This is a genomic window from Streptomyces sp. G5(2025) (assembly GCF_049542075.1).
Taxonomy (GTDB): domain Bacteria; phylum Actinomycetota; class Actinomycetes; order Streptomycetales; family Streptomycetaceae; genus Streptomyces.
Genome location: NZ_JBMUZT010000006.1, coordinates 1,947,448 through 1,969,703, shown reverse-complemented (window position 1 = coordinate 1,969,703; position 22,256 = coordinate 1,947,448). Strand labels below are relative to the sequence as shown.

Sequence of the window (22,256 nt, the reverse complement as noted above, 5' to 3'; positions counted from 1 at the left end):
GTCGTGGGCGATGGCGCTGTGCTCGGCGCTCTGCCTCGCCCTGCTCGCCGGCTGCGGCGCCGATCCCGTCCCCGACACCGCCGCGGGTGAGGTGCGCCGGCTCCTGGACCGCCGGGCGCACGCCGTCCTCGCCGGGGACGAGAGGGCGTACGACCGGACCGAGCGCCCGGCGCGCGGCACGGCTTCACCGGACCTCTTCGCGAACGTCCGCGCGATCCCGCTCGACTCCTGGGAGTACCGCCTCTCCCGCCTGGAGCGCTCCGGTTCGCGGGCCACGGCGAGCGCCGAACTGCGCTACCGCGTCGAGGGCCACGACCGCGCGCCGCTCACCGCGGAGCGCACGCTGTCCTTGGAGCGGCACGACGGGCAGTGGTACGTCACCTCCGAGCGGCCCGCGAAGAAAGCCGGCGAACAGCTGTGGGACCAGGGGAAGGTGCGGGCCGAGCGGGGCGCGGACAGCCTCGTCCTCGGCGTCGGGCGAAGCCCCCGGGAGCTGCGTTCTTACCGTGGACTGGCCGACCGGGCGGTGCCCGCGGTGAGCGACGCCTGGCCGGGGAAGTGGCCGCGGAAGGTCGTCGTCCTCGTACCGCGCTCCCTGAAGGGCATGGCGGGCCTCCTCGGGGCGCCCGCCTCCGGGTACCGGGGGATAGCGGCGGTCACCACGGGGGAGGCGGGCGGCGCGGGGCGGGCCCCCGCCGACCGGATCATCGTCAACCCCGAGGCATACGGCGTCCTCGGGGACTTCGGCAAGCAGGTCGTCCTGACCCACGAGACGACGCACGTGGCGACCCGCACGCGCACCACCCCGGCCACCCCGCTCTGGCTCTCCGAGGGCTTCGCGGACTGGGTGGGCTACCGCGGCACCGGGCGCACCGCCGCCCAGGCCGCGCCCGAACTGCGCCGAGCGGTGCGGGACGGCGAGCCGCCCGCCGAACTGCCGGGCGACGACGCGTTCGGCTTCGGGACGGACACCGGGCGGCTCGCGCGGGCCTACGAAGGCGCCTGGCTGGCCTGCCGGATGATCGAGGAGGGGTGGGGCGAGCGGAGACTGACGGACTTCTACCGTGCCGTCGGCGCCCACGAGCAGCGGGCGGGCGCGGTCGAGGACGCGCTGCGGGACGTCCTGCACACGACGCCGGAGGAGTTCACGGCGCGCTGGCGCACGTATCTGCGTTCGGAGCTCGGCTGACCGGGTGTGCCGGCGCGGGTTCTCGCCCGTGCTCGGCCACCGTCTGCCGCCACAGGGCGCGGCACGCCAGCAGGGCCGCCGCCATCAGCAGGCCGTTGCGTACGAGCAGCAGGGCCACGCCCAGCGGGTCGCTGGCCACCACGTGCGAGAACCACACCGGGAACTCAAGGAACGTCACGAACGTGGCCGCGAGGACCAGCCGGGCCGGGAGCTCCATGCGGCTCGCACGGAAGGCCAGGCAGACGGCGGCGGCCCCCACCAGCCACAGCATGTACTGCGGGCTGATCACCCGGCTCGTCGCGGTGAAGAGCAGCACCGCCACGAAGGCCGCGTCCGCGAGCGTGCTCGCCGACCAGGCCCGCGCGCGCAGCCGCCACGCCAGGAGCCAGCACAGGGCCGCTCCCGAGAGGAGCTGCGCCGCCGTGCTCACCAGCGGGACGTACGGGCCGAGGAACTCCACCGAGCCGTAGTTGAGCCGGACCTCGCCGTGCCAGCCGAGGTGCCGCCCTACGTGGAAGACGAGGGCGCCGAGGGACTCCACCTCCGTGCCGCGGTCACGCTGGAAGGTGAGGAACGCCAGCGCGCCCGGCATCGCCACCAGGAACACCAGCGTGACACCGAGCGCCGTGCCCGCGGCCGTGGTCCAGGACCGCCGTGTCGCCCGCCCACGCGGAACACCGGCCAGCAGCAGCACCGGCCACACCTTGAGCAGCGCCCCGAACCCGGCGAGCGCCCCCATGGCCCGCGGATGCCGGGACCCCGCGAGCAGCGCGGCGACCGCCACGGCCGTGACCATCACGTCATAGCGGGCGTAGACGGTCGGGCCGAGCAGCGGCACGCCGATGACCCACACCCACAGGCCCCGATACGACGTGCCGGGCCGCCGCCCCGCGTACAGGAGCAGTCCGCCGACCGCCGCGTCGGCGAGGAAGGCGAGGACGAAGAAGGCCGAGGCGTAGTCGAGGAAGGGCAGCAGGGCGGGGGAGAGGACCGGGAGGGCGGCGGCGGGCGGATACTGCCAGGTGACGTCGTCGAGCGGGAAGGTGCCGGTGCGCAGGACCTCGTACCAGCCCTGGTAGATGACGGAGACGTCGCTCGTGACGTCCGGGCCAGGGGCGGTGAGCACATGGAAGACGCAGAGCAGCAGGACGGCCCTGGTGAGGACCCAGACGGTCAGGATGCGCGCCATGCGTTCCTCGCCCCCCTTTCCCATGCTTCATCGGGATTCGGGGAGCCATGATGCCGGGCGTGCCGGACCGGGGCGAAGAGGCTGGGCCATTCGGTGGCCGGGGACCGCCTTCGGTACTGTCGGGCGCGATGCACAAGACCCTGATCGTCACGAACGACTTCCCGCCCAGGCCCGGTGGCATCCAGGCGTTCCTGCACAACATGGCGCTGCGCCTGGATGCCGAGCAGATCGTCGTCTACGCCTCCACCTGGAAGCGCGGCCGGGAGGGCGCCGAGGCCACCGCGGCCTTCGACGCCGAACAGCCCTTCAAGGTCGTACGCGACCCCACGACGATGCTGCTCCCGACGCCGGGTGCCACCCGCCGCGCGGTCTCGCTCCTGCGCGAACACGGGTGTACGTCGGTGTGGTTCGGGGCGGCGGCCCCGCTCGGGCTCATGGCGCCCGCGCTGCGCAAGGCGGGGGCGACGCGGCTCGTCGCCACGACGCACGGCCATGAGGCGGGGTGGGCCCAGCTGCCCGCCTCGCGCCGACTGCTGCGCAGGATCGGCGAGTCGACGGACACGATCACCTACCTCGGTGAGTACACGCGCTCGCGGATCGCCGCCGCGCTGACGCCCGCGGCGGCCGGGCGGATGGTGCAACTGCCGCCGGGCGTGGACGAGAAGACGTTCCATCCGGGGTCCGGTGGCGACGTGGTGCGGGCGCGGCTGGGCCTGACGGATCGGCCCGTCGTCGTCTGCGTCTCGCGGCTCGTGCCGCGCAAGGGGCAGGACACGCTGATCCGCGCCATGCCGGCGATTCTGGCGCGGGAGCCGGAAGCGGTGCTGCTGGTGGTCGGCGGCGGGCCCTACGAGAGTGACCTGCGCAAGCTGGCCGCCGAGACCGGCGTCGCGGACTCCGTCCGCTTCACGGGGGCGGTGCCGTGGGCGGAACTGCCCGCGCACTACGGCGCCGGTGACGTCTTCGCGATGCCGTGCCGGACGCGGCGCGGGGGCCTGGACGTCGAGGGCCTCGGCATCGTCTACCTGGAGGCGTCCGCCACGGGGCTGCCGGTCGTCGCCGGCGACTCCGGCGGGGCACCGGATGCCGTCCTCGACGGCGAGACGGGGTGGATCGTGCGGGGCGGTGTGCCCGAGGAGGCGGCGGAGCGGATCGTCACGCTGCTGGGCGACGCGGAGCTGCGGGCGCGGATGGGGGAGCGGGGGCGGGCGTGGGTGGAGGAGAAGTGGCGCTGGGACCTGCTGGCTGAGCGGCTGCGGGAGCTTTTGTAGCGGGTGGGGGGCGGCTGGCTGGGGGGCGGAGGTTGTCGGGCGTCTGCGGGTCGGTGGGGGCTGGTCGCGCAGTTCCCCGTGCCCCTGAAGGGCGGGCTGCGCCCGCTTTCATGGGGAGGCGGGGCACAGCCCCTGCCTCAGGGGCGCGGGGAACTGCGCGAGCGACCGCGCACGGCCGAGAGCCGCCAAGAGACAGCAGGCCGCCACGGCGAGTGGGCGGACCCGCTCACGCTACCCGCGGTAAATCGCCTCGATCTCGTCCGCGTAATCCTTCGCCACGACATTCCGCTTCAGCTTCAGCGACGGCGTCAGATGCCCCGACTCCTCCGTGAACTGCGAGGCCAGCACACGGAACTTCCGCACGGACTCCGCCTTGGAGACCGCCGCGTTGCCGTCGTCCACCGCCGCCTGGATCGCCGCCAGCAGATCCGCGTCGTCACGGAGGGACGCCGCCGTCGACCCGGCCGGCTTACCCCGCTCCGCGGCCCAGCGGCCCAGGAACTCGTCGTCGACCGTGACGAGCGCGCCCACGAACGGGCGGCCGTCGCCGACGACCATGCACTCGGCGACCAGCGCGTGCGCGCGGATGCGGTCCTCGATCACGGCGGGGGCGACATTCTTGCCGCCCGCGGTGACGATGATCTCCTTCTTGCGGCCGGTGATGCGCAGGTAGCCGTCCTCGTCGAGCGTGCCGATGTCACCCGTGTGGAACCAGCCGTCCGCCAACGCCTCTTCCGTGGCGCCCTCGTTGTTCCAGTAGCCCGAGAACAGGTGCTCGCCGTGGAGCAGGACCTCGCCGTCGTCGGCGATGCGTACCACCGAACCCGGCAGCGGCTGGCCGACCGTACCGATCTTCTGCCGGTCCCATGGGTTGAAGGCGGTGGCCGCGCAGGACTCGGTGAGGCCGTATCCCTCCAGGACGGTGAAGCCGATGCCGCGGAAGAAGTGGCCGAGCCGCTCGCCGAGCGGGGCGCCGCCGGAGATCGCGTACTCGCCGCGGCCGCCGAGGACCGCGCGCAGCTTGCTGTAGACCAGCTTGTCGAAGATCTTGTACTTGATCTTCAGGCCGAGGGACGGCCCCGAGGGCGTGTCGAGCGCGCGGCTGTAGGCGATCGCCGTGTCCGCGGCCTTGTCGAAGATCTTGCCCTTGCCGTCGGCCTGCGCCTTGGCGCGCGCCGCGTTGTAGACCTTCTCGAAGACGCGCGGAACGCCCAGGACCATGGTCGGCCGGAAGGACGCCAGCTCGTCGGTGAGGTGCTTGACGTCCGGCGCGTGGCCCAGCTTGATCGGCGCCATCAGCGCGGCGACCTCGACCAGGCGCCCGAAGACATGTGCGACGGGCAGGAAGAGCAGGACCGAGCACTCGCCCGTGCGGAAGAGGGGCTTGAGCCGCTCCACCACGTTGCCGCACTCGGCGAAGAAGCTGCGGTGCGTGAGGACGCAGCCCTTGGGGCGCCCAGTGGTGCCCGAGGTGTAGACGATGGTGGCCGGATCGTCGGCCTTGGCGGCGGCGCCGCGCTCGTCGACCGTCTCCTCCGAGACGTCGGCGCCCGTGCGCCGCAGGTCATCGACGCCGCCCTTGTCGATCTGCCAGACGTGGTTCAGGGCGGGCAGCCTCTCGCGCACGGACTCGACGGCGGCGGCGTGCGCGTCCAGCTCGACGACGCAGGCCACGGCGCCGGAGTCGCCGAGGATCCACTGGATCTGCTCGGCGGAGCTCGTCTCGTACACCGGCACGGTCACCGCGCCCGCGCTCCAGATGGCGAAGTCGAGGAGCGTCCACTCGTAACGGGTACGGGACATCAGGCCGACGCGGTCGCCGGGCCGCACGCCGGCGGCGATCAGGCCCTTGGCGGTGGCGCGCACATCGGCGAGGAACTCCTTGGCGGTGACGTCCTGCCAGCTGCCGTCGACCTTGCGGCCGATGACGGCGACCTCCGGGTGCTGCGCGGCATTTCTACGGACGATGTCGGTCAGATTGCCGTCCGCAGGGACCTCGTACAGGGCCGGAAGGCTGAACTCGCGCAAGACTGCTGCTCCTACATAGGGCGCCGGCGCCACGACGTTGTGTGCTGCGACGGTGCGGTCCAAGATCGGGCAGGCGCTCAGTCGAGTGGAGGGCTGAGCACTACTGGACTGCCCGGACGTTACCCACCGGTATGGCTTGTTCGGTAGGGGGGCAGGGCCAGATGTTCGGTGCGTCACACGTCGTCGTGGTCTGAACCGCACAGTACGCCACCGCCTTCCCGACTCGGAAGTAACCGCAGGTCCAGCCGCTGACCTGGGCCCCTACCCTCCGCCGGGCGACCGTCCTAGGGTGATCGGCATGCCAGCTTTCCGGGTCAACGTGGTCAGTGACGTACACGGCAACGCGGCGGATCTCGCCCGTGCGGGGGACGGCGCCGACGCGCTCGTCTGCCTCGGCGACCTCGTCCTCTTCCTCGACTACGCCGACCACTCGCGCGGTATCTTCCCCGACCTCTTCGGCGCGCGGAACGCGAGCAGGATCGTGGAGCTGCGCACCGCCCGCCGCTTCGAGGAGGCCAGGGAGTTCGGCAGGCGGCTGTGGGCGGGCGTCGACCGCGGCCCGGCGATCGAGCGGGCGGTCCGCAAGCAGTACGCCGAACTTTTCCCCGCCTTCCCCACGCCGACGTACGCCACGTACGGCAATGTCGACATGCCGACCCTGTGGCGTGAATACGCCGGTCCAGGCACCACCGTCCTCGACGGCGAGCGCGTCGAGATCGGCGGCCGCGTCTTCGGCTTCGTCGGCGGCGGTCTGCGTACCCCCATGCGGACTCCCTACGAGATCAGCGACGAGGAGTACGCCGCCAAGGTCGAGGCCGTCGGCGAGGTCGACGTCCTGTGCACCCACATCCCCCCGGACGTCCCCGAACTGCTCTACGACACCGTGGCCCGCCGCTTCGAGCGCGGCAGCCGTGCCCTGCTCGACGCCATCCGCAGGACCCGCCCCCGGTACGCCCTCTTCGGCCACGTCCACCAGCCGCTGGTCCAGCGGATGCGCGTGGGCGCCACGGAGTGCGTGAACGTCGGCCACTTCGCCGGGTCCGGAAGGCCATGGGCCCTGGAGTGGTGACCCGGCGGCGCGCGGTAGCCTTCACGCGGCAGACGTCCCGTACCGGACCCGGACCGCATCTGGAGGAGCCACAGCGATGGCGGAACACACCAGCTCGAGCATCATGATCGAGGCGGCTCCGGCCGAGGTCATGGGAGTGATCGCCGACTTCGCTCGCTACCCCGACTGGACGGGAGAGGTGAAGGAGGCCGAGGTCCTCGCCACCGACGAGCAGGGCCGCGCCAAGGAGGTTCGCCTCGTCATGGACGCCGGCGCGATCAAGGACGACCAGACCCTCGGCTACACCTGGACCGGGGACAACGAAGTCAGCTGGACCCTCGTCAAGTCCCAGATGCTGCGCTCCCTGGACGGCTCCTACCTCCTGAAGCCCGCGGGCACGGGCACGGAAGTCACGTACCGCCTGACCGTAGACGTCAAGATCCCCATGCTCGGCATGATCAAGCGCAAGGCGGAGAAGGTCATCATCGACCGCGCGCTGGCGGGCCTGAAGAAGCGCGTGGAGTCCAAAGAGGCCTAAAGAGAGGCTTGAGGGGGCGCAGAGGGCTCAGGGAAAAGCGGGGCGCAGCCCCTGCTTTCAGGGGCGCGGGGAACTGCGCGAGCAACCACGACGCACTCGCAGTCGCAACAGAGTCCGCACCCCCCGCTTCCCCGGGGGCGCGGGGAACTGCGCGAGCAACCACGACGCACTCGCAGTCGCAACAGAGTCCGCACCCCCCGCTTCCTTAGGGGCGCGGGGAACTGCGCGAGCAACCACGACGCACCCGCAGCCGCAACAGAGTCCGCACCCCCCGCTTCCCCGGGGGCGCGGGGAACTGCGCGAGCAACCACGACGCACCCGCAGCCGCAACAGAGTCCGCACCCCCCGCTTCCCCGGGGGCGCGGGGAACTGCGCGAGCAACCACGACGCACTCGCAGCCGCACAAGTACCCGCCCCCCCACGGCGAGTGGGCGCCCCCGAACCCCCGCCCCACGGCTCCCGTACCGTTCACCCTCATGCGCACCCTCCTCGTCACCGGCCCCGGCGGCTCCGGCCGGACCACCGTCGCCGCGGCCACGGCCCTGGCCGCCGCGCGCTCCGGCCACCGCACCCTCGTGCTCAGCGCCGACCGCACCGACACCCTCGGCGTGGTGCTCGGCGGCACGGACGCGCACCCCGGCCTCACGGCGCGCCGCCTGGCCCCCGACGACCGCTTCCGCGACGACCTGGCCGCCCTCCAGGACCGTGCCGCCTCCGCCCTCGACCTCCTCGGCGCCGAGCGGCTCGACACCGAGGAGCTGACCCCGCTGCCCGGAGCCGAGGAGCTCGCCCTGCTGCGCGCCCTGCGCGACGCCGCGGGCGGCCGCGACGCCGCGTACGACACCGTGGTCGTCGACCTGCCGCCCGCCCCCAAGGCCCTCGCCGTCCTCGCGCTCCCCGAGCAGCTCCGCCGCTACCTGCGCAGGCTGCTGCCCCCCGAACGGCAGGCCGCCCGCGCCCTGCGCCCCATGCTCGGCCGCCTCGCGGGCGTCCCGATGCCGGCCGCCTGGCTGTACGAGACCGCCGCCCGCTGGGAGGACGACCTCGCCGCCACCCAGGCCGTGATCGAGGCACCCACCACCACCGTGCGCCTGGTCGCGGAGCCCGGCCCCGCGGGCGCCGACGCCCTCGACGCGGCCGTCACCGGACTCGCCCTCCAGGGCCTGCGCGCCGACCTCCTCGTCGCCAACCGCTTGCTGCCGGACGCCTCCACGGACACCTGGCTGGCCGCGCTCAGCGCCCAGCAGCACAAGACGCTGGCCGAGTGGGAGACGGCCCACGACCACGTCGCCAGGGTCCGCCACCTCGGCCACGACCCCCGTGGCGCCGACGACCTCACCGCCCTCGGCCTACCGCCAGCCCCCGCCCCCGCCGAAGCCCCCGTGCCCGTCCAGTGGCCCGTCACCGCGGCGCCCGCCGGCGAGGAGAGCCACGCGTACGTATGGCACATCCCGCTCCCCGGCGTCGTACGCGAGGAGCTGGGACTGATACGGCGCGGCGACGAGCTGGTCGTCACCGCCGGGCCCTTCCGCCGCATCGTCGCCCTGCCGTCCGCCCTGCGCCGCTGCACCGTCGCCGGAGCCGGGCTGCGCGACGGCGAGCTGAGGGTGCGGTTCGCGCCGGACCCCGGCCTGTGGCCACAGGAACGCTGAGATCCGCCCGCGATCCCGCCCGCGCGCACGGTGAACGGGCTGCCGCCATTCGGGTAACGTCGAGTGGCATGAGCGATGCCACCGGGCGCGAAGGCCCCGAAGCCTCTGAAGCCGATGTCGACGCCGACGCCTGGGAGCAGGCGTGCGCCGAGGATCTCGCGGCGGAGCAGGCCCGGCGCCGCGCCCAGTACGGGTCGCCGCCCGGCTCGGCCGCCGAGGAGCTGCGCAAGCTCGTCGACGCCGTCTCCGACAAGCTCTCCGGCCTCCAGACGCCGCTGCTCGGCGCGCTCGGCCAGGGTGCTGTCGAGCAGACCGTGAAGCAGGTCGTCCAGCAGGCGAAGGCCGTGGTCGAACCGGTCATCGAGCGCAATCCCGACGTCTTCGACCACCTGGCGGCGGCCGGTTCCGAGCTGCTCGCCGCCTACCGTTCGGCGGTCGAGAAGCAGGAGAGCCGGTGGACCCGCGGCGACACCTCGGACGGCGACACCTCGCACGGCGTCACCTCGGACGGCGGCACGCCGGACGGCGGCGCGAAGGGCCCCGGCCGCCGCGACGAGGGCGGCCCCGCCACCGGGGAACACATCGATCTCGACTGACCCCCCTCGGGTACGGTGGGCCTTAGCGGGGCTCGATCGAACTGAGGGATTCATGGGACTCACCATCGGCGTCGACATCGGCGGCACCAAGATCGCGGCCGGAGTGGTCGACGAGGACGGCAACATCCTCTCGACCTTCAAGGTGCCGACCCCTGGTACTTCCGAGGCCATCGTCGACGCGATCGCCTCCGCCGTGGAAGGCGCGCGGGCCGGTCACGACATCGTCGGCGTGGGCATCGGCGCCGCCGGATACGTCAACCGCCAGCGCTCCACGGTCTACTTCGCGCCGAACATCGACTGGCGGCAGGAGCCGCTCAAGGACGAGGTCGAGAAGCGCGTCAGCCTGCCGGTCGTCGTGGAGAACGACGCCAACGCCGCGGCCTGGGGCGAGTACAAGTTCGGCGGCGGCAAGGGCCACCGCAACGTCATCTGCATCACGCTCGGCACCGGCCTCGGCGGCGGCATCATCATCGGCAACAAGCTGCGCCGCGGCCACTTCGGCGTGGCCGCCGAGTTCGGCCACATCCGGATGGTCCCCGACGGCCTGCTCTGCGGCTGCGGCAGCCAGGGCTGCTGGGAGCAGTACGCCTCCGGGCGCGCCCTCGTGCGCTACGCCCGCCAGCGGGCCAACGCGACGCCGGAGAACGCCGAGTACCTCCTCTCGCTGGGTGACGGCACCCCCGAGGGCATCGAGGGCAAGCACATCTCCATGGCCGCGCGGCAGGGCGACGCCGTCGCCATCGACTCCTACCGCGAGCTGGCCCGCTGGGCCAGCGCTGGCCTCGCCGACCTGGCGTCGCTCTTCGACCCGTCCGCGTTCATCGTCGGCGGCGGCCTCTCGGACGAGGGCGAGCTGGTCCTCGACCCGATCCGCAAGTCCTTCAAGCGCTGGCTCGTCGGCGCCGCCTGGCGCCCCGAGGCGCAGGTCATCGCCGCCCAGCTCGGCAACAAGGCGGGTCTCGTCGGCGCCGCCGACCTCGCGCGGGAGCCCGACCCTGTCATGTGACCGTCACATGCGTGTACGACCGTGCCCGCCGCGCCCCGCGAGGGAGCGGCGGGCACTGTCGTATCTTGATCGCCATGTCGACGAGTCCCATGGCTACGCTCCCCAACTCCCGCACCGAGCCCGACGGTTCGGCCGTCGTCCGGGTGCTCAGCTACAACATCCGCTCCATGCGCGACGACACCGAAGCGCTCGCCCGGGTCATCGCCGCCTGCGCCCCCGACCTCGTCCTGATCCAGGAGGCGCCGCGGTTCTTCCGCTGGCGCAAGAAGCTGGCCCGCCTCGCGCGCGCCGCCGACCTGGTGATCCTCTCCGGCGGCGGCACCGCGGCCGGGCCCGCGCTGCTCTGCTCGCTGCGCGCGACCGTCGAGCGGACCGAGGACGTGCTGCTGCCCCTCACCCCGGGACTGCACCGGCGCGGCTTCGCGAGCGCCGTCGTCCGCTTCGGGGGCGCCCGCCTCGGCGTCCTGAGCTGCCACCTGAGCCTGCGGAGCGACGAGCGGTACGCACAGGGCGGCATGCTCCTCGACCACCTCGCCGGTCTCGGCGTGGAGCACGCCGTCGCGGGCGGCGACCTCAACGAGCGGCCTCAGGGACGTACGTTCCGCAGGCTCACCACGGCCCTTCAGGACTGCTGGTCCACCCGGCCGTGGGGCGGCGAGAACACCTCGACCCCCGCCGACCCGCACCAGCGCATCGACGCGATCCTCGCGACGCCGGGGATCGAGGTCCTCGGCTGCGGCGTGCCGTCGCACCTGCCCGGTGTGACCGACGCAGACCTGAGGGCGGCCACGGACCACCTGCCGGTCCTGGCCGCCCTCAGGGTCCCGCCCACGCGGTGAGCCACAGGGACGCGGCGGGGGCAGGGGCCTCAGACCACCGCGCCGCGCCCCGGATCGTCGTCCTCGTCGTCGTCCCCGCTGTTCATCCGCGCCACGAGTGTGGCGAAGCCGCCGAGGAAGCCGCCGATGCCGAGCGTGGTCAGCCACCACGTCATCTGCCAGCCCAGCAGCACGGCGAGCAGGACCAGGAGCGGGCCGCCGAGCACGGCGAGCCAGGCGAACTTGGCCGTCACGTCGGCCGCGGGCAGCGGCGGCGGCTCCGGAGGCACGAAGTGCCCCTCGTCGTCCGCGTCGAAGTCGTCCTCGGAGGGCTCCGGGGTGGTGTAGTCGCGGGGCCCGCCGACGCCGGGCGCGAAGGAGACGGAGCTGCCGAGCGGCTTGCCGGCGCCGGGGCCGCTGTCGTCGTCCGGATCGGCGGATTCCTTGCCGGATTCCTTGCCGGACGTGCCGGGGCCCTTGGGGAGGCCGCTCGCGGGGCCGTCCGCCGGGCCGTTCGACTCCGCTTCCAGGAGTGCCAGGTCCTCGACCGACTTGAAGGGCTTGGCGCCCGGCGGGTCCGCGGGCTCCTCGCCGTACCCCGCGACGATCGCCTGCCAGGCGGCGTCCTCGTCCAGCGGCAGTCCGTCCTCGGGCGCCGCCCTGTTCTTGTCGGAGCTCTTGTCGGAGCTCTTCTCAGGGTTCTTCTCGGGGTTCTTCTCGGGATCGGGCTTCTTATCAGGCTCGCGGCTCCCGCCGCGGCTCTGGCCGCGGCTTTCGTCGCGGCTCTCGTCTCGGTCCGCCTCGTGCTCAGCCACCGGTGGCCGTCCCTTCCTTACCGACGCTGGGAGCGAGCCGGCCGATGAACGCGTGACTCTCCTCGAAGATCCGGTCCGCGTCGTGGTCCAACGTCGCCACGTGGTAGCTCTGTTCCAGCAGGATCTCCGTGACGTCCCTCGACGAGACGCGGCTGAGGACGCGGGCCGAGTCGGCGGGCGGCACCACATGGTCCCGCGGGCTGCGGAGCAGCAGCAACGGCTGGGTCACCTGCGGCAGTTCGGCGTCGACCAGCCGGAAGAAGCGGCGCATGGAGTGCGCGGCGTGCAGCGGCACCCGGTCGTAGCCGATCTCCACCGAGCCGTCCTTGGCGATGTCGCTGGCGATGCCCTTCGTGGTGCGTACGAAGTGCCGGGCGACCGGCAGGGCGTAGGGCGACAGGCCGTGCAGTTTGTTCGCCGGGTTGACCAGGACGATGCCGCTGATCGCGTCGCCGTGCTTGGCCGCGAGGCGCAGCGTCAGCGTGCCGCCCATGGAGAGGCCGAAGACGAACACCTGCGCGCACCGCTCCAGGAGGCCGCGCAGCTCGCGGTCCACCTCCGCGTACCAGTCCTGCCAGCCGGTGACCTGCATGTCCTCCCAGCGGGTGCCGTGTCCGGGCAGGAGCGGCAGCGAGACGGTCAGGCCGCGCCCCGCCAGGTACTCCGCCCAGGGGCGCAGCGACTGGGGGGATCCGGTGAAGCCGTGGCAGAGCAGGACGCCGACCTCGCCGCCTTCGTGGCGGTACGGCTCGGCTCCGGGGAGGACCGGCACCTTCGGTCTCCTTCGTGAGACGTGGCAAGGGGGGTAGGGAGTACCTCACCGTACGCGACCGGACTGACACCGACCAGGGCCGTCGGGCCCATTGGCCGCACCGCGGGTTAAGGTCTGATCCACAGAAACAGGAGGCACTCGGTTTGATCTACGGCGCAATGAAGGTTGCCATCGGAGGGCCGCTGAAGCTCGGCTTCAGGCCCTGGGTGGAGGGCCTTGAGAACGTCCCCGCCGAAGGCCCCGCCATTCTGGCGAGCAACCACCTCTCGTTCTCGGACTCCTTCTTCCTTCCCGCGGTCCTCGACCGCAAGGTCACTTTCATCGCCAAGGCGGAGTACTTCACCTCGCCGGGAGTGAAGGGCAAGCTGACCGCCGCCTTCTTCAAGGGTGTCGGCCAGCTCCCGGTGGACCGCTCCGGCGCGCGTGGCGCGGGCGAGGCGGCCATCAAGAGCGGCATCGAGGTCCTGGAGCGGGGCGAGCTCTTCGGCATCTACCCCGAGGGCACGCGTTCGCCCGACGGACGCCTCTACCGCGGCAAACCGGGTGGCCTCGCGCGCGTGGCGCTCGCCACCGGCGCTCCGGTCATCCCGGTGGCCATGATCGACACGGAGAAGATCCAGCCGCCGGGCAAGGTGCTGCCGAAGCTGATGCGCCCCGGCATCCGCATCGGCAAGCCGCTCGACTTCCGCCGCTACCAGGGCATGGAGCAGGATCGCTTCGTGCTGCGGGCACTGACCGACGAGGTCATGTACGAGATCATGAAGCTCTCCGGTCAGGAGTACGTCGACGTGTACGCGACGGCTGCCAAGCGCCAGCTCAGCGAGGCGGCGAAGGCCGCCAAGGCGGGCGAGAAGTAGCAGCCGGGGAACACCGCGGGCGGGGACCGGGGAAGCTGGGGGAGCCGGGGAGCCGGGGGAGCTGGGGGGACATGGCCAAACGCGAGCGAGTCATGAGGATGTCGGTCGAGCAGCCTCTCTGGCGCGCCCTGACCGGTTACCGCGTCCTGACGATGCTGTACGCGATCGGGCTCTTCGTGGCGGCGCACGAGGAACTGGACCACCCCTGGGTGGCCATCGCCTACTTCACGGTGCTCGCCGGCTGGACGCTGGGCACGCTGCGCTGCGTGGCGAACGCCGCGAGCTGCACCAAGCGGTTCCTCGTCATCGACCTGTCCGTGGCCCTGGTGGGCATCCTGCTCACCCCTGTCGCCGACTCGCACCAGCGGATCGTCGACGGCGGCCCGACACTGCCGTCCATATGGACCGCCGGGGCCGTCCTCGCGTACGCCATCAAGGGCGGCTGGCGCTGGGCCGCCTTCGCGTCGCTGCTGGTGGGCGTCGCCAACGTGGTGGAGCGCGGCGCGTTCAGCCGCGACACCATCCACAACGTCCTGCTGGTCTGCATCGCCTCCATCGCCATCGGATACGTGGTGGAGGTGGCCCGCGCCTCCGAGCGCACCCTGGCCCGCGCCCTGGAGATAGAGGCCGCGACGCGCGAGCGCGAACGGCTCGCCCGCGACATCCACGACAGCGTCCTCCAGGTCCTCGCCATGGTGCAGCGGCGCGGCACCGCGATCGGCGGCGAGGCCGCGGAGCTCGGGCGGCTGGCGGGCGAGCAGGAGGTGGCGCTGCGCACGCTGGTCGCCGGCGGCATGGTGCCCGCCTCGCGCGCCTCGGAGGACGCCTCGCAGGGCGCGGTGGTCCGGGCCGTCGAGGAACCGGACGACGAGACCGACACCGCCGACAAGGCGGCGCCCCGCGATCTGCGCTTGCTCCTCGCCGCGCACGCCGGATCGAAGGTGACCCTCTCCGAACCGGGGGCCCCGGTACTCATCGCGCCGCCCGTGGCGAGGGAGCTGGCGGCCGCTGTCAGTGCCGCCCTGGACAATGTCCGCAGACATGCCGGAGCCGGGGCCCACGCCTGGATCCTGGTCGAGGACGAGCCGGGCGAGGTGATCGTGACGGTCAGGGACGACGGGCCGGGCATCCCCGAGGGCAGGCTCACCGAGGCCGAGGGGGAGGGACGCCTCGGCGTCGCCCTGTCGATCCGGGGCCGACTGCGGGAGATCGGCGGCACGGCCGAGCTGATCTCGGTGCCGGGCCAGGGCACGGAAGTAGAACTGAAAGTCCCACGCGAAGCGGCGCGGGATGCACGGGGGAAGGCAGGAAAAACCCGATGAACGAGCAGAGCCAGGTGGGCCGGCCGGGCCGGCAGGGACAGGGACAGGAGCAGGGGCAGGGGCAGGGACAGAGGCAGGGCCAGCGGGGCGAGCAGGGTCAGCTGGGTCAGTCGGGCGAGCAGTGTCAGTCGGGCGAGCAGGGTCAGCGGGGCGAACAGGGTCAGCTGGGCCAGCACGGTCAGCCGGGTCAGCCGGGTCAGCCGGGTCAGCCGGGTCAGCCGGGTCAGTCGGGCCACTCGGGTCAGCCGGGCCACCCGGGCCACTCGGGTCAGCGCCACTCGGGTCAGCCGGGCCACTCAGGCCACTCGGATCACTCGGATCACTCGGGCGAGTCAGGCCACTCGGATCACTCGGGTCAGCCGGGCCACTCGTATCACTGGGGCCAGTCGGGCCAGCCGGACCACTCGGGCCACCCGGGCCAGCCGGGTCGGCAGGGGCAGCTGGGTCACCCGGCTCACCCGGACCCCCCGCGTCAACTGGAGCGGCAGGAACCGGCCGTCGAGGGCGGCCGGGAAGCGCAGGTCGTCAAGGTCATGGTTGTCGATGACCATCCGATGTGGCGCGACGCGGTTGCCCGTGATCTCGCCGAGGCGGGGCTCGACGTGGTCGCCACCGCCGGGGACGGCGAGCAGGCCGTCCGCCGTGCTCAGGCCGCCGCGCCCGACGTCCTCGTCCTCGACCTGAACCTCCCGCTGAAGCCGGGCGTCCAGGTCTGCAAGGAGCTCGTCGGCGCCAACCCCGCGCTGCGCGTCCTGGTCCTCTCCGCGAGCGGCGAGCACGCCGACGTCCTGGAGGCCGTCAAGTCCGGCGCCACCGGCTACCTCCTGAAGTCGGCCTCCACGGAAGAGCTGATCGACGCGGTGCGCCGCACCGCCGAAGGCGACGCGGTCTTCACCCCCGGCCTCGCCGGTCTGGTCCTCGGCGAGTACCGCCGCCTGGCCACCGAGCCCGCCGCCGGCGCCCCGGACGACCCGAAGGCCCCGCAGCTCACCGACCGCGAGACGGAGGTCCTGCGGCTGGTCGCCAAGGGCCTGAGCTACAAGCAGATCGCCGAGCGCCTGGTCATCTCCCACCGCACCGTGCAGAACCACGTCCAGAACACCCTGGGCAAGCTCCAGCTGCACAACAGGGTGGAGCTCGTGCGGTACGCGATAGAGCGGGGCATCGACAGGGCGGACGACGCCTGACCCCTCGTATCACGCGTAGCGCTCGTATCACTCGTATCACTCGTATCACTCGTATCGCTCGTATCACTCGTACGAGTGGACGCCCGTGGGCAACTCCAGCCTCCCTCAAGGGAATTGACCGTACGCCCTGTGCCGAAGTGACCTGGCTCACCATTAGCGTGACGCGCATCAGGTCACTGAGGCGAAGGGACTTTCCATGGGGGCCAAGAAAATTGGCGTACTGACCGGAGGCGGCGACTGCCCCGGGCTCAACGCCGTGATCCGTGGCGTCGTCCGCAAGGGCGTACAGGAGTACGGCTACGACTTCGTCGGCTTCCGGGACGGCTGGCGCGGTCCGCTGGAGGGCGACACCGTCCCGCTCGACATCCCCGCGGTCCGCGGCATCCTGCCGCGCGGCGGCACCATCCTCGGCTCCTCGCGCACCAACCCCTTCACGGTGGAGAACGGCGTGCGCCGCATCAAGGAGAACCTCGCCAAACACGAGGTCGACTCCCTCATCGCGATCGGCGGCGAGGACACGCTCGGCGTCGCCGCCCGCCTCACCGACGAGTTCGGCGTCCCGGTCGTCGGCGTCCCCAAGACCATCGACAACGACCTCTCCGCCACCGACTACACCTTCGGCTTCGACACGGCGGTCGGCATCGCCACCGAGGCGATCGACCGCCTGCACACCACCGCCGAGTCCCACATGCGGGTCCTCGTCGTCGAGGTGATGGGCCGCCACGCGGGGTGGATCGCCCTGCACTCGGGCCTCGCGGGCGGCGCCAACGTCATCCTCGTCCCCGAGCAGCGCTTCGACGTCGACCAGGTGTGCGCGTGGGTCACCTCGCGCTTCAAGGCGTCGTACGCCCCGATCGTCGTCGTCGCGGAAGGGGCGATGCCGAAGGACGGCGAGATGGTGCTCAAGGACGGTACGCAGGACTCCTTCGGGCACGTCCGGCTCTCCGGGGTCGGCGAGTGGCTCGCCAAGGAGATCGAGGGGCGCACCGGCAAGGAGGCCCGCACCACGGTCCTCGGACACGTCCAGCGCGGCGGCACGCCCAGCGCCTTCGACCGCTGGCTCGCCACCCGCTTCGGGCTGCACGCGATCGACGCGGTGCGCGACGGCGACTTCGGCAAGATGGTCGCGCTGCGCGGCACGGACATCGTCCGGGTCCCGATCGCCGAGGCCACGGCGAAACTCAAGACGGTGGACCCGGCGCTGTACAAGGAGGTCGGCATCTTCTTCGGGTGAGAGCTGCTCTGCCGGGACGGCGCCCCGAGCCAAGGCTCCGGGTGCCGTCCCCACGGGCGGTACATAGACTCCCCGCATGGAGATCCTCGCATTCGGCGTGCAGTCCGACGAGAAGCCGCTGATGGAGAAGGCCTTCGAGGAACACCACGACGTCCGCGACGTCCGCTGCCTCGACGTCTTCCTGAACGAGGACACCGCCCCCATCGCCGCGGGCTACGAGATCATCTCCTCCAGCGTCAACGCGACCCTGAACAACCGCGTCCTGCAGACCCTCGCCGCCGGCGGCACGCAGATGATCGCCCAGCGCTCCACCGGCTTCAACAACATCGATCTCCAGGTCGCCGAGCGCCTCGGCCTCACCGTCGCCCGCGTCTCGTCGTACTCGCCGTACTCCGTGGCGGAGTTCGCCTGGACGCTCGCGATGGCCGTCAACCGCCGCATCGTCCGCGCCGGCAACCGCACCCGCGACTTCGACTTCCGCCTCGACGGGCTGATGGGCCGAGACCTGCACGGCCGCACCGTCGGCGTGCTCGGCACCGGCAGGATCGGCGAGGCGTTCACCCGTATCGCGCACGGCTTCGGCATGAAGCTGCTCGGCTGGGACGCCGTGGAGAACCCGGCGTGCGTCGCCCTCGGCATGGAGTACGTGGAGAAGGACCTGCTCCTCACCGAGGCCGATCTGATCAGCCTGCACGTCCCGCTGCTCCCCTCGACGCAGCACCTCATCGGCGCCGACGCGCTGCGGGCGATGAAGGACGACGCGATCCTCGTGAACTCCAGCCGCGGCGGCCTGATCGACACCGAGGCGCTCGTCGTGGAGCTGCGCGCGGGCCGGTTCACCGGCGTCGGCCTCGACGTGTACGAGGCCGAGGCGGGCCTGTTCTTCCTCGACAAGTCCCTTGAGGCCGTCGCGGACGACACCCTGGCCCGCCTCGTCACGTTCCCCAACGTGGTCGTCACGTCCCACCAGGCGTACTACACCGAGGACGCGGTCGCCCAGATCATCGACACCACCGTCCAGAACGTCCTGGACTACCGGGCGGGCCGCCGCTCCGAGAACGTCCTCGTCCCCGCCGCGGCCAGGACCTGACCCAGCAACTCCCGCACGATCCCGGCCCCGCGCAGCGTCAGCACCGACTCCGGATGGAACTGCACGCCCGCGACCGCGTTTCCTGGCGCGCCTCCGGCACCACGTAGCCCGCGCACCGCGTGGACCTCACCGCTCGCCCGGTCCCTGCTGACCTCCACGGCGTGCGCGGCCAGCTCCGCCGCGGCCTCGTCGTCGCAGCGCGCCACGAAGCTGTTGTAGAAGCCGACGGTCTCTCTCCGCCCGAAGGGGTCGACATCCGCCTGCGCCCCCTGATACGGCACGTCCTTGCGTACGATCTCCAGGCCCAGCTCCGCCGCGATCAGCTCGTGGCCGAGGCAGACGCCGAGTACGCCGTGCTCGTGGGTGCTGATCACCTCCGCCGTCAGCGCGCGCAGGAACCGCATCTTCGGGTCGGCGAGGTCGGACGGGTCGCCGGGGCCGGGCCCGAGCACGACGGGCCCCTCGTGTGCGAGCACCGCCTCCCGCAGCTCGTCCTCCCCCTCTTCGTCGTATCGCCGCACCGACACCCCGAGGCCGCACGAGCGCAGCACGTGCGCGAGCATCGCCGTGAACGTGTCCTCGCCGTCCACGACGAGCGCGTGCCCGCTCAGCTCACGGACCGGCTCCTGCATCCGCAGCCAGAACGGCGCGAGACGTTCCCGCCGCGCGTCCAGGGCCGCCCGCACCCTGGGGTCGTCGGCGAGGGCGGGCCGCGCGCCCTCCTCGCGCGGGCGCCCGGGGCGCACGCCCAGCGCTGCCAGTACCCCTGCCGCCTTCGCGTGCGTCTCCGCGACCTCGCCCGCCGGATCGGAGCCGCGCACCAGTGTCGCGCCGACCGGCACGCGCAGCTTCCCGGCCGCGGAGATGTCGGCGGTACGGATCAGGATGGGGGAGTCCAGGGTCTGCGCGCCGCCGCTGTCGTGGCCGATGAGCGCGAGGGCGCCGGCGTAGTAGCCCCGCCCGGACGGCTCGTACCGCTCGATGACCCGGCAGGCGTTCTGCACCGGTGAGCCGGTGACGGTCGCCGCGAACATCGTCTCCTTGAGGACCTCGCGCACGTCCAGCGACGACTTGCCCCGCAGTTCGTACTCGGTGTGCGCGAGGTGCGCCATCTCCTTCAGGCGCGGCCCGATCACGACCCCGCCCATGTCGCCGACGGTGCACATCATCTTCAGCTCCTCGTCGACGACCATCGACAGCTCCTCGATCTCCTTGCCGTCGGCGAGGAAGGCGAGCAGGCCCTCGGGGGTCGGCCCGTCGGCCGGGTAGCGATAGGTGCCGCTGATGGGGTTCATGACGACCGTCCCGCCGGACATCCGCACATGCACCTCGGGGCTCGCGCCGACGAGCGTGCGCTCCCCGGTGTGCACGACGTACGTCCAGTACGCGCCCCGCTCGCCCACCAGCAGCCGCCGGAAGAGCGCGAGCGCGTCGGCCCGGCCGAATCCGGGGATCTTCCCCTCGTACGTACGGCGGATCACGAAGTTGGCGCCCTCGCCCCGGCCGATCTCCTCGCGCAGGACGCGCCCCACGATGTCGGCGTACGTGGCGTCGTCCACGTCGAAGGCCCCGCCCTCGACCCGCACATCGTGCGCGGGAAGCGCCGACAGGGCCGCGTCGAGCGGGAGTTCGTACGTCTCCTCGGGGGTGAGGACCGTCAGGGGCGTGCCGTCGTCGCGGACGTCGAAGCCGCGCTCCCGGATCTGCCGGAAGGGCACGAGCGCGAGGCCCTCGGGGAGGTCGGCGAGGCGGTCGTACGTGCCTGTCGGGCCGATGAGGACCTCGACCGTGTCGTGGTCGCGGCCCGGCGTGCGGCGGCGCAGCAGGGCGAACGGACGGTCGTCGGAGAGGAGGTCCGACAGGTGGTGCTTCCGCATGGGTGCTGTCTGCATGGGTGCTGTTCCTTCTCACTCGGAGAGGAACGGCCCGGCCCCGGAGAGTCCGGGAAACACTGAAGGCCGCCCCTCGGGCGGCCTTCGCGAGTCTGTGGGTACGCGCAGTCAGTGGGCCGCCGGATGAGCGGGCCACCACCAGTTTCGAGTCGTCGTCTGCGCGTGCATGTGCGGCACCCTAGCGCATCATCAGCAGGTCGAGGCCGTCGTCGAGGTACGCGCCGAGCTCCTCGCCCGCCGGCACCACGGAGGGCACCGCGTGGCCGAGCTGGGTGTGGCCCAGATAGACGCTGTACGCGAGCAGGCCGCGGCGGCGCGCCTCCGCCTCCGGGAAGCCGAGCGCGGCGAACAGCTCGGCGACGTACGCGAGGCGGCGCTCGGTCACCTTCCGCAGGGCCGCGGCGACCCGCGGGTGCTCGGCCGTCGCCAGCAGGGAGACCTCCAGGGGGCCGGACGCGGCGGCGGTGATCGCCTCGGCGAAGAGCAGCCGGATGCGCTTGCGGACGTCCGGCTCGGCCGCCACGTGGCTGATCATCCCCTCGGTGTGGAGCTGGGCCCAGCGGTCGAGAGCGGCGTCGATGAGCGCGTCACGGTTGGCGAAGTGCCAGTAGAAGCTGCCCTTGGTGGTGCCGAGGCGGACCGCGAGCGGCTCCACGGCGACGGCCGCGAGGCCTCCCTCACCGATCGCCGTCAGCGCCGCGTCCGCCCAGTCGTCGGCGGTCAGCCGGGGCTTCGCCGGGGTCGTCTTCCGCTGCCGTTGCACCATGGCCATACGGTACCGTACGGTTGGCCATACGCCAGCGTATGGAGGTGCGGCATGGGTGTCGTGCGCAACGAACACGAGCGGCTCGTCGAGGCCCCCGCGGAGGCGGTCGGCGCCCTGCTCGACCGGCTGTCCGCCGAGGACGACCCGATCTTCCCGGCACCGGGGTGGGCCCCGATGGCCTTCGACCGCCCCCTGGGCGTGGGCGCGGCCGGCGGCCACGGCCCGGTCCGGTACGCCGTCACGGAGTACGAACCGGGCCGCCGCGTCCGCTTCGCCTTCACCCCGCCCGGCGAGGGCTTCCACGAGTTCACGGTCGAGCCGCGCGGAGAGGGGCGCTGCCTCGTGCGCCACGTCCTTGAGGCACGGTGGCGCGGTCTCGACGTCCTCCTGTGGCCGACGGCCGTCCGGCCCGTGCACGACTCGATGATGGAAGAGCTGTTCGACAACATCGAGCGCGTGGTGGCGGGCGGCTGCGCCCGGCCCGTGCGCTGGACGCCCCGGCTCCGCCTGCTCAACAGGCTCTGGTGGCCCAGGCCGCGGACGGTCGAGGTGCCGCGGGAGGCCCGCCTGCTCCGGGCCGCCATGGAGCAGCCCGGCTACCAGGACGCGTACCGCATGGAGACGCGCGCCGGCCTGCCCCGCGACCCCGGCGCGTGGACCGGCGTCCTGCGCGACGCCTTCCCCGTCATCGCCCGCGAGGGCGGCGAACTGCTGATGGACGTGGACACGGCAGGCCTGACGGCCCGCGCCTCGATCCTGGTCGACGAGTGGCACGTCACCCTGAGCACGGCCGTGCGGGCGGACAGCGCGCGCTCACGGCTCTACTGGGGCGCCGTGCGGTGCGCCCACCCCTTCATGGCCCGCATGATGCTGCGCCGCGTCCACCGCCGGCTCTCCCTCGCGGCCCCGAGCGCGGGCGAGCGAGCGGCGGCGGCCCGGCGCTCTTCCGTGTCTGCTCCGTCTCACTTGGTGAGCGGGTGAAGGGG

21 protein-coding genes are annotated in these 22,256 nt (G+C 72.5%); 14 read left to right on the top strand and 7 right to left on the bottom strand.

Translation table 11 applies throughout. The features are described from left to right. The first annotated feature begins 10 nt into the window (after window positions 1-10). On the top strand, window positions 11-1,189 hold the full coding sequence (locus tag ACOBQB_RS19790; RefSeq protein WP_423598599.1) for a hypothetical protein: 1,179 nt from the start codon (window positions 11-13) through the stop codon (window positions 1,187-1,189). On the opposite strand, the gene ACOBQB_RS19785 is transcribed toward ACOBQB_RS19790, so the two are convergent. Further along, window positions 1,146-2,378 (bottom strand): glycosyltransferase 87 family protein, encoded by a 1,233-nt coding sequence (locus ACOBQB_RS19785; protein ID WP_423593462.1) that lies wholly within the window; start codon window positions 2,376-2,378, stop codon window positions 1,146-1,148. The genes ACOBQB_RS19790 and ACOBQB_RS19785 overlap by 44 nt on opposite strands. A gap of 128 nt (window positions 2,379-2,506) precedes the next feature. On the opposite strand from ACOBQB_RS19785, the gene ACOBQB_RS19780 reads away from it, so the two are divergent. Continuing rightward, window positions 2,507-3,649: a glycosyltransferase family 4 protein gene (locus ACOBQB_RS19780; protein WP_423593460.1), complete on the top strand. Its 1,143-nt coding sequence runs from the start codon at window positions 2,507-2,509 to the stop codon at window positions 3,647-3,649. A gap of 231 nt (window positions 3,650-3,880) precedes the next feature. On the opposite strand, the gene ACOBQB_RS19775 is transcribed toward ACOBQB_RS19780, so the two are convergent. Continuing rightward, a complete protein-coding gene (locus ACOBQB_RS19775; protein WP_423593458.1) occupies window positions 3,881-5,677 on the bottom strand; it encodes an AMP-dependent synthetase/ligase in 1,797 nt (598 codons plus the stop codon). Window positions 5,678-5,996: 319 nt separating this feature from the next. Between ACOBQB_RS19775 and ACOBQB_RS19770 the strand changes: the two genes are divergently transcribed. The 6 genes from ACOBQB_RS19770 (at window position 5,997) to ACOBQB_RS19745 (ending at window position 11,356) form a co-directional block, all read left to right on the top strand. Beyond that, the gene (locus ACOBQB_RS19770; protein WP_423598597.1) at window positions 5,997-6,746 is read left to right on the top strand and encodes a metallophosphoesterase family protein; all 750 of its coding nucleotides are present in this window, start codon (window positions 5,997-5,999) and stop codon (window positions 6,744-6,746) included. Window positions 6,747-6,822: 76 nt separating this feature from the next. Then, a complete protein-coding gene (locus ACOBQB_RS19765; protein WP_423593457.1) occupies window positions 6,823-7,263 on the top strand; it encodes an SRPBCC family protein in 441 nt (146 codons plus the stop codon). A gap of 476 nt (window positions 7,264-7,739) precedes the next feature. After that, window positions 7,740-8,915 (top strand): ArsA family ATPase, encoded by a 1,176-nt coding sequence (locus tag ACOBQB_RS19760; RefSeq protein WP_423593455.1) that lies wholly within the window; start codon window positions 7,740-7,742, stop codon window positions 8,913-8,915. Window positions 8,916-8,983: 68 nt separating this feature from the next. Next, on the top strand, window positions 8,984-9,511 hold the full coding sequence (locus ACOBQB_RS19755) for a DUF5304 domain-containing protein (RefSeq protein WP_423593453.1): 528 nt from the start codon (window positions 8,984-8,986) through the stop codon (window positions 9,509-9,511). A 52-nt stretch (window positions 9,512-9,563) separates the two neighbouring features. Further along, complete coding sequence (locus ACOBQB_RS19750) at window positions 9,564-10,517, top strand: ROK family glucokinase (protein WP_423593451.1); 954 nt, start codon at window positions 9,564-9,566, stop codon at window positions 10,515-10,517. A gap of 89 nt (window positions 10,518-10,606) precedes the next feature. Next, a complete protein-coding gene (locus ACOBQB_RS19745; RefSeq protein ID WP_423598595.1) occupies window positions 10,607-11,356 on the top strand; it encodes an endonuclease/exonuclease/phosphatase family protein in 750 nt (249 codons plus the stop codon). A gap of 29 nt (window positions 11,357-11,385) precedes the next feature. Here the strand turns inward: ACOBQB_RS19745 and ACOBQB_RS19740 are convergent, their stop codons facing one another. Together ACOBQB_RS19740 and ACOBQB_RS19735 are read right to left on the bottom strand one after the other, a co-directional pair. Further along, a complete protein-coding gene (locus ACOBQB_RS19740; RefSeq protein ID WP_423593449.1) occupies window positions 11,386-12,150 on the bottom strand; it encodes a hypothetical protein in 765 nt (254 codons plus the stop codon). Beyond that, entirely contained in the window at window positions 12,143-12,922 is a 780-nt protein-coding gene (locus tag ACOBQB_RS19735; RefSeq protein WP_423593447.1) for an alpha/beta hydrolase, read from the bottom strand. Before ACOBQB_RS19735 ends, ACOBQB_RS19740 begins: the two co-directional genes overlap by 8 nt. Window positions 12,923-13,068: 146 nt before the next feature. Between ACOBQB_RS19735 and ACOBQB_RS19730 the strand changes: the two genes are divergently transcribed. The 5 genes from ACOBQB_RS19730 (at window position 13,069) to ACOBQB_RS19710 (ending at window position 18,612) form a co-directional block, all read left to right on the top strand. Beyond that, window positions 13,069-13,779 (top strand): lysophospholipid acyltransferase family protein, encoded by a 711-nt coding sequence (locus ACOBQB_RS19730; protein WP_223778988.1) that lies wholly within the window; start codon window positions 13,069-13,071, stop codon window positions 13,777-13,779. Window positions 13,780-13,850: 71 nt separating this feature from the next. Continuing rightward, window positions 13,851-15,101, top strand: coding sequence for a MacS family sensor histidine kinase (gene macS / locus ACOBQB_RS19725; protein ID WP_423593445.1), 1,251 nt, complete (start codon window positions 13,851-13,853; stop codon window positions 15,099-15,101). A gap of 533 nt (window positions 15,102-15,634) precedes the next feature. After that, window positions 15,635-16,288 (top strand): response regulator, encoded by a 654-nt coding sequence (locus ACOBQB_RS19720; protein ID WP_423593443.1) that lies wholly within the window; start codon window positions 15,635-15,637, stop codon window positions 16,286-16,288. A gap of 196 nt (window positions 16,289-16,484) precedes the next feature. After that, on the top strand, window positions 16,485-17,522 hold the full coding sequence (locus ACOBQB_RS19715) for a 6-phosphofructokinase (protein WP_423593441.1): 1,038 nt from the start codon (window positions 16,485-16,487) through the stop codon (window positions 17,520-17,522). 76 nt (window positions 17,523-17,598) lie between these two features. Further along, window positions 17,599-18,612: a 2-hydroxyacid dehydrogenase gene (locus tag ACOBQB_RS19710; RefSeq protein ID WP_423593439.1), complete on the top strand. Its 1,014-nt coding sequence runs from the start codon at window positions 17,599-17,601 to the stop codon at window positions 18,610-18,612. Here ACOBQB_RS19710 and ACOBQB_RS19705 read toward each other — a convergent pair. The 3 genes from ACOBQB_RS19705 to ACOBQB_RS19695 all read right to left on the bottom strand — a co-directional run bounded on the left by ACOBQB_RS19705 (window position 18,555) and on the right by ACOBQB_RS19695 (window position 21,276). Further along, a complete protein-coding gene (locus ACOBQB_RS19705) occupies window positions 18,555-20,504 on the bottom strand; it encodes an anthranilate synthase family protein (protein WP_423593438.1) in 1,950 nt (649 codons plus the stop codon). The genes ACOBQB_RS19710 and ACOBQB_RS19705 overlap by 58 nt on opposite strands. A gap of 108 nt (window positions 20,505-20,612) precedes the next feature. Then, window positions 20,613-20,672 carry a trp operon leader peptide gene (locus ACOBQB_RS19700; protein ID WP_106977022.1) on the bottom strand — a complete coding sequence of 20 codons (60 nt, stop codon included), beginning with the start codon at window positions 20,670-20,672 and terminating at the stop codon, window positions 20,613-20,615. 10 nt (window positions 20,673-20,682) lie between these two features. Beyond that, window positions 20,683-21,276, bottom strand: coding sequence for a TetR/AcrR family transcriptional regulator (locus ACOBQB_RS19695; protein WP_423593436.1), 594 nt, complete (start codon window positions 21,274-21,276; stop codon window positions 20,683-20,685). A 45-nt stretch (window positions 21,277-21,321) separates the two neighbouring features. On the opposite strand from ACOBQB_RS19695, the gene ACOBQB_RS19690 reads away from it, so the two are divergent. Beyond that, the gene (locus ACOBQB_RS19690) at window positions 21,322-22,251 is read left to right on the top strand and encodes an SRPBCC family protein (RefSeq protein WP_423593434.1); all 930 of its coding nucleotides are present in this window, start codon (window positions 21,322-21,324) and stop codon (window positions 22,249-22,251) included. The last annotated feature ends 5 nt before the right edge of the window (window positions 22,252-22,256 follow it).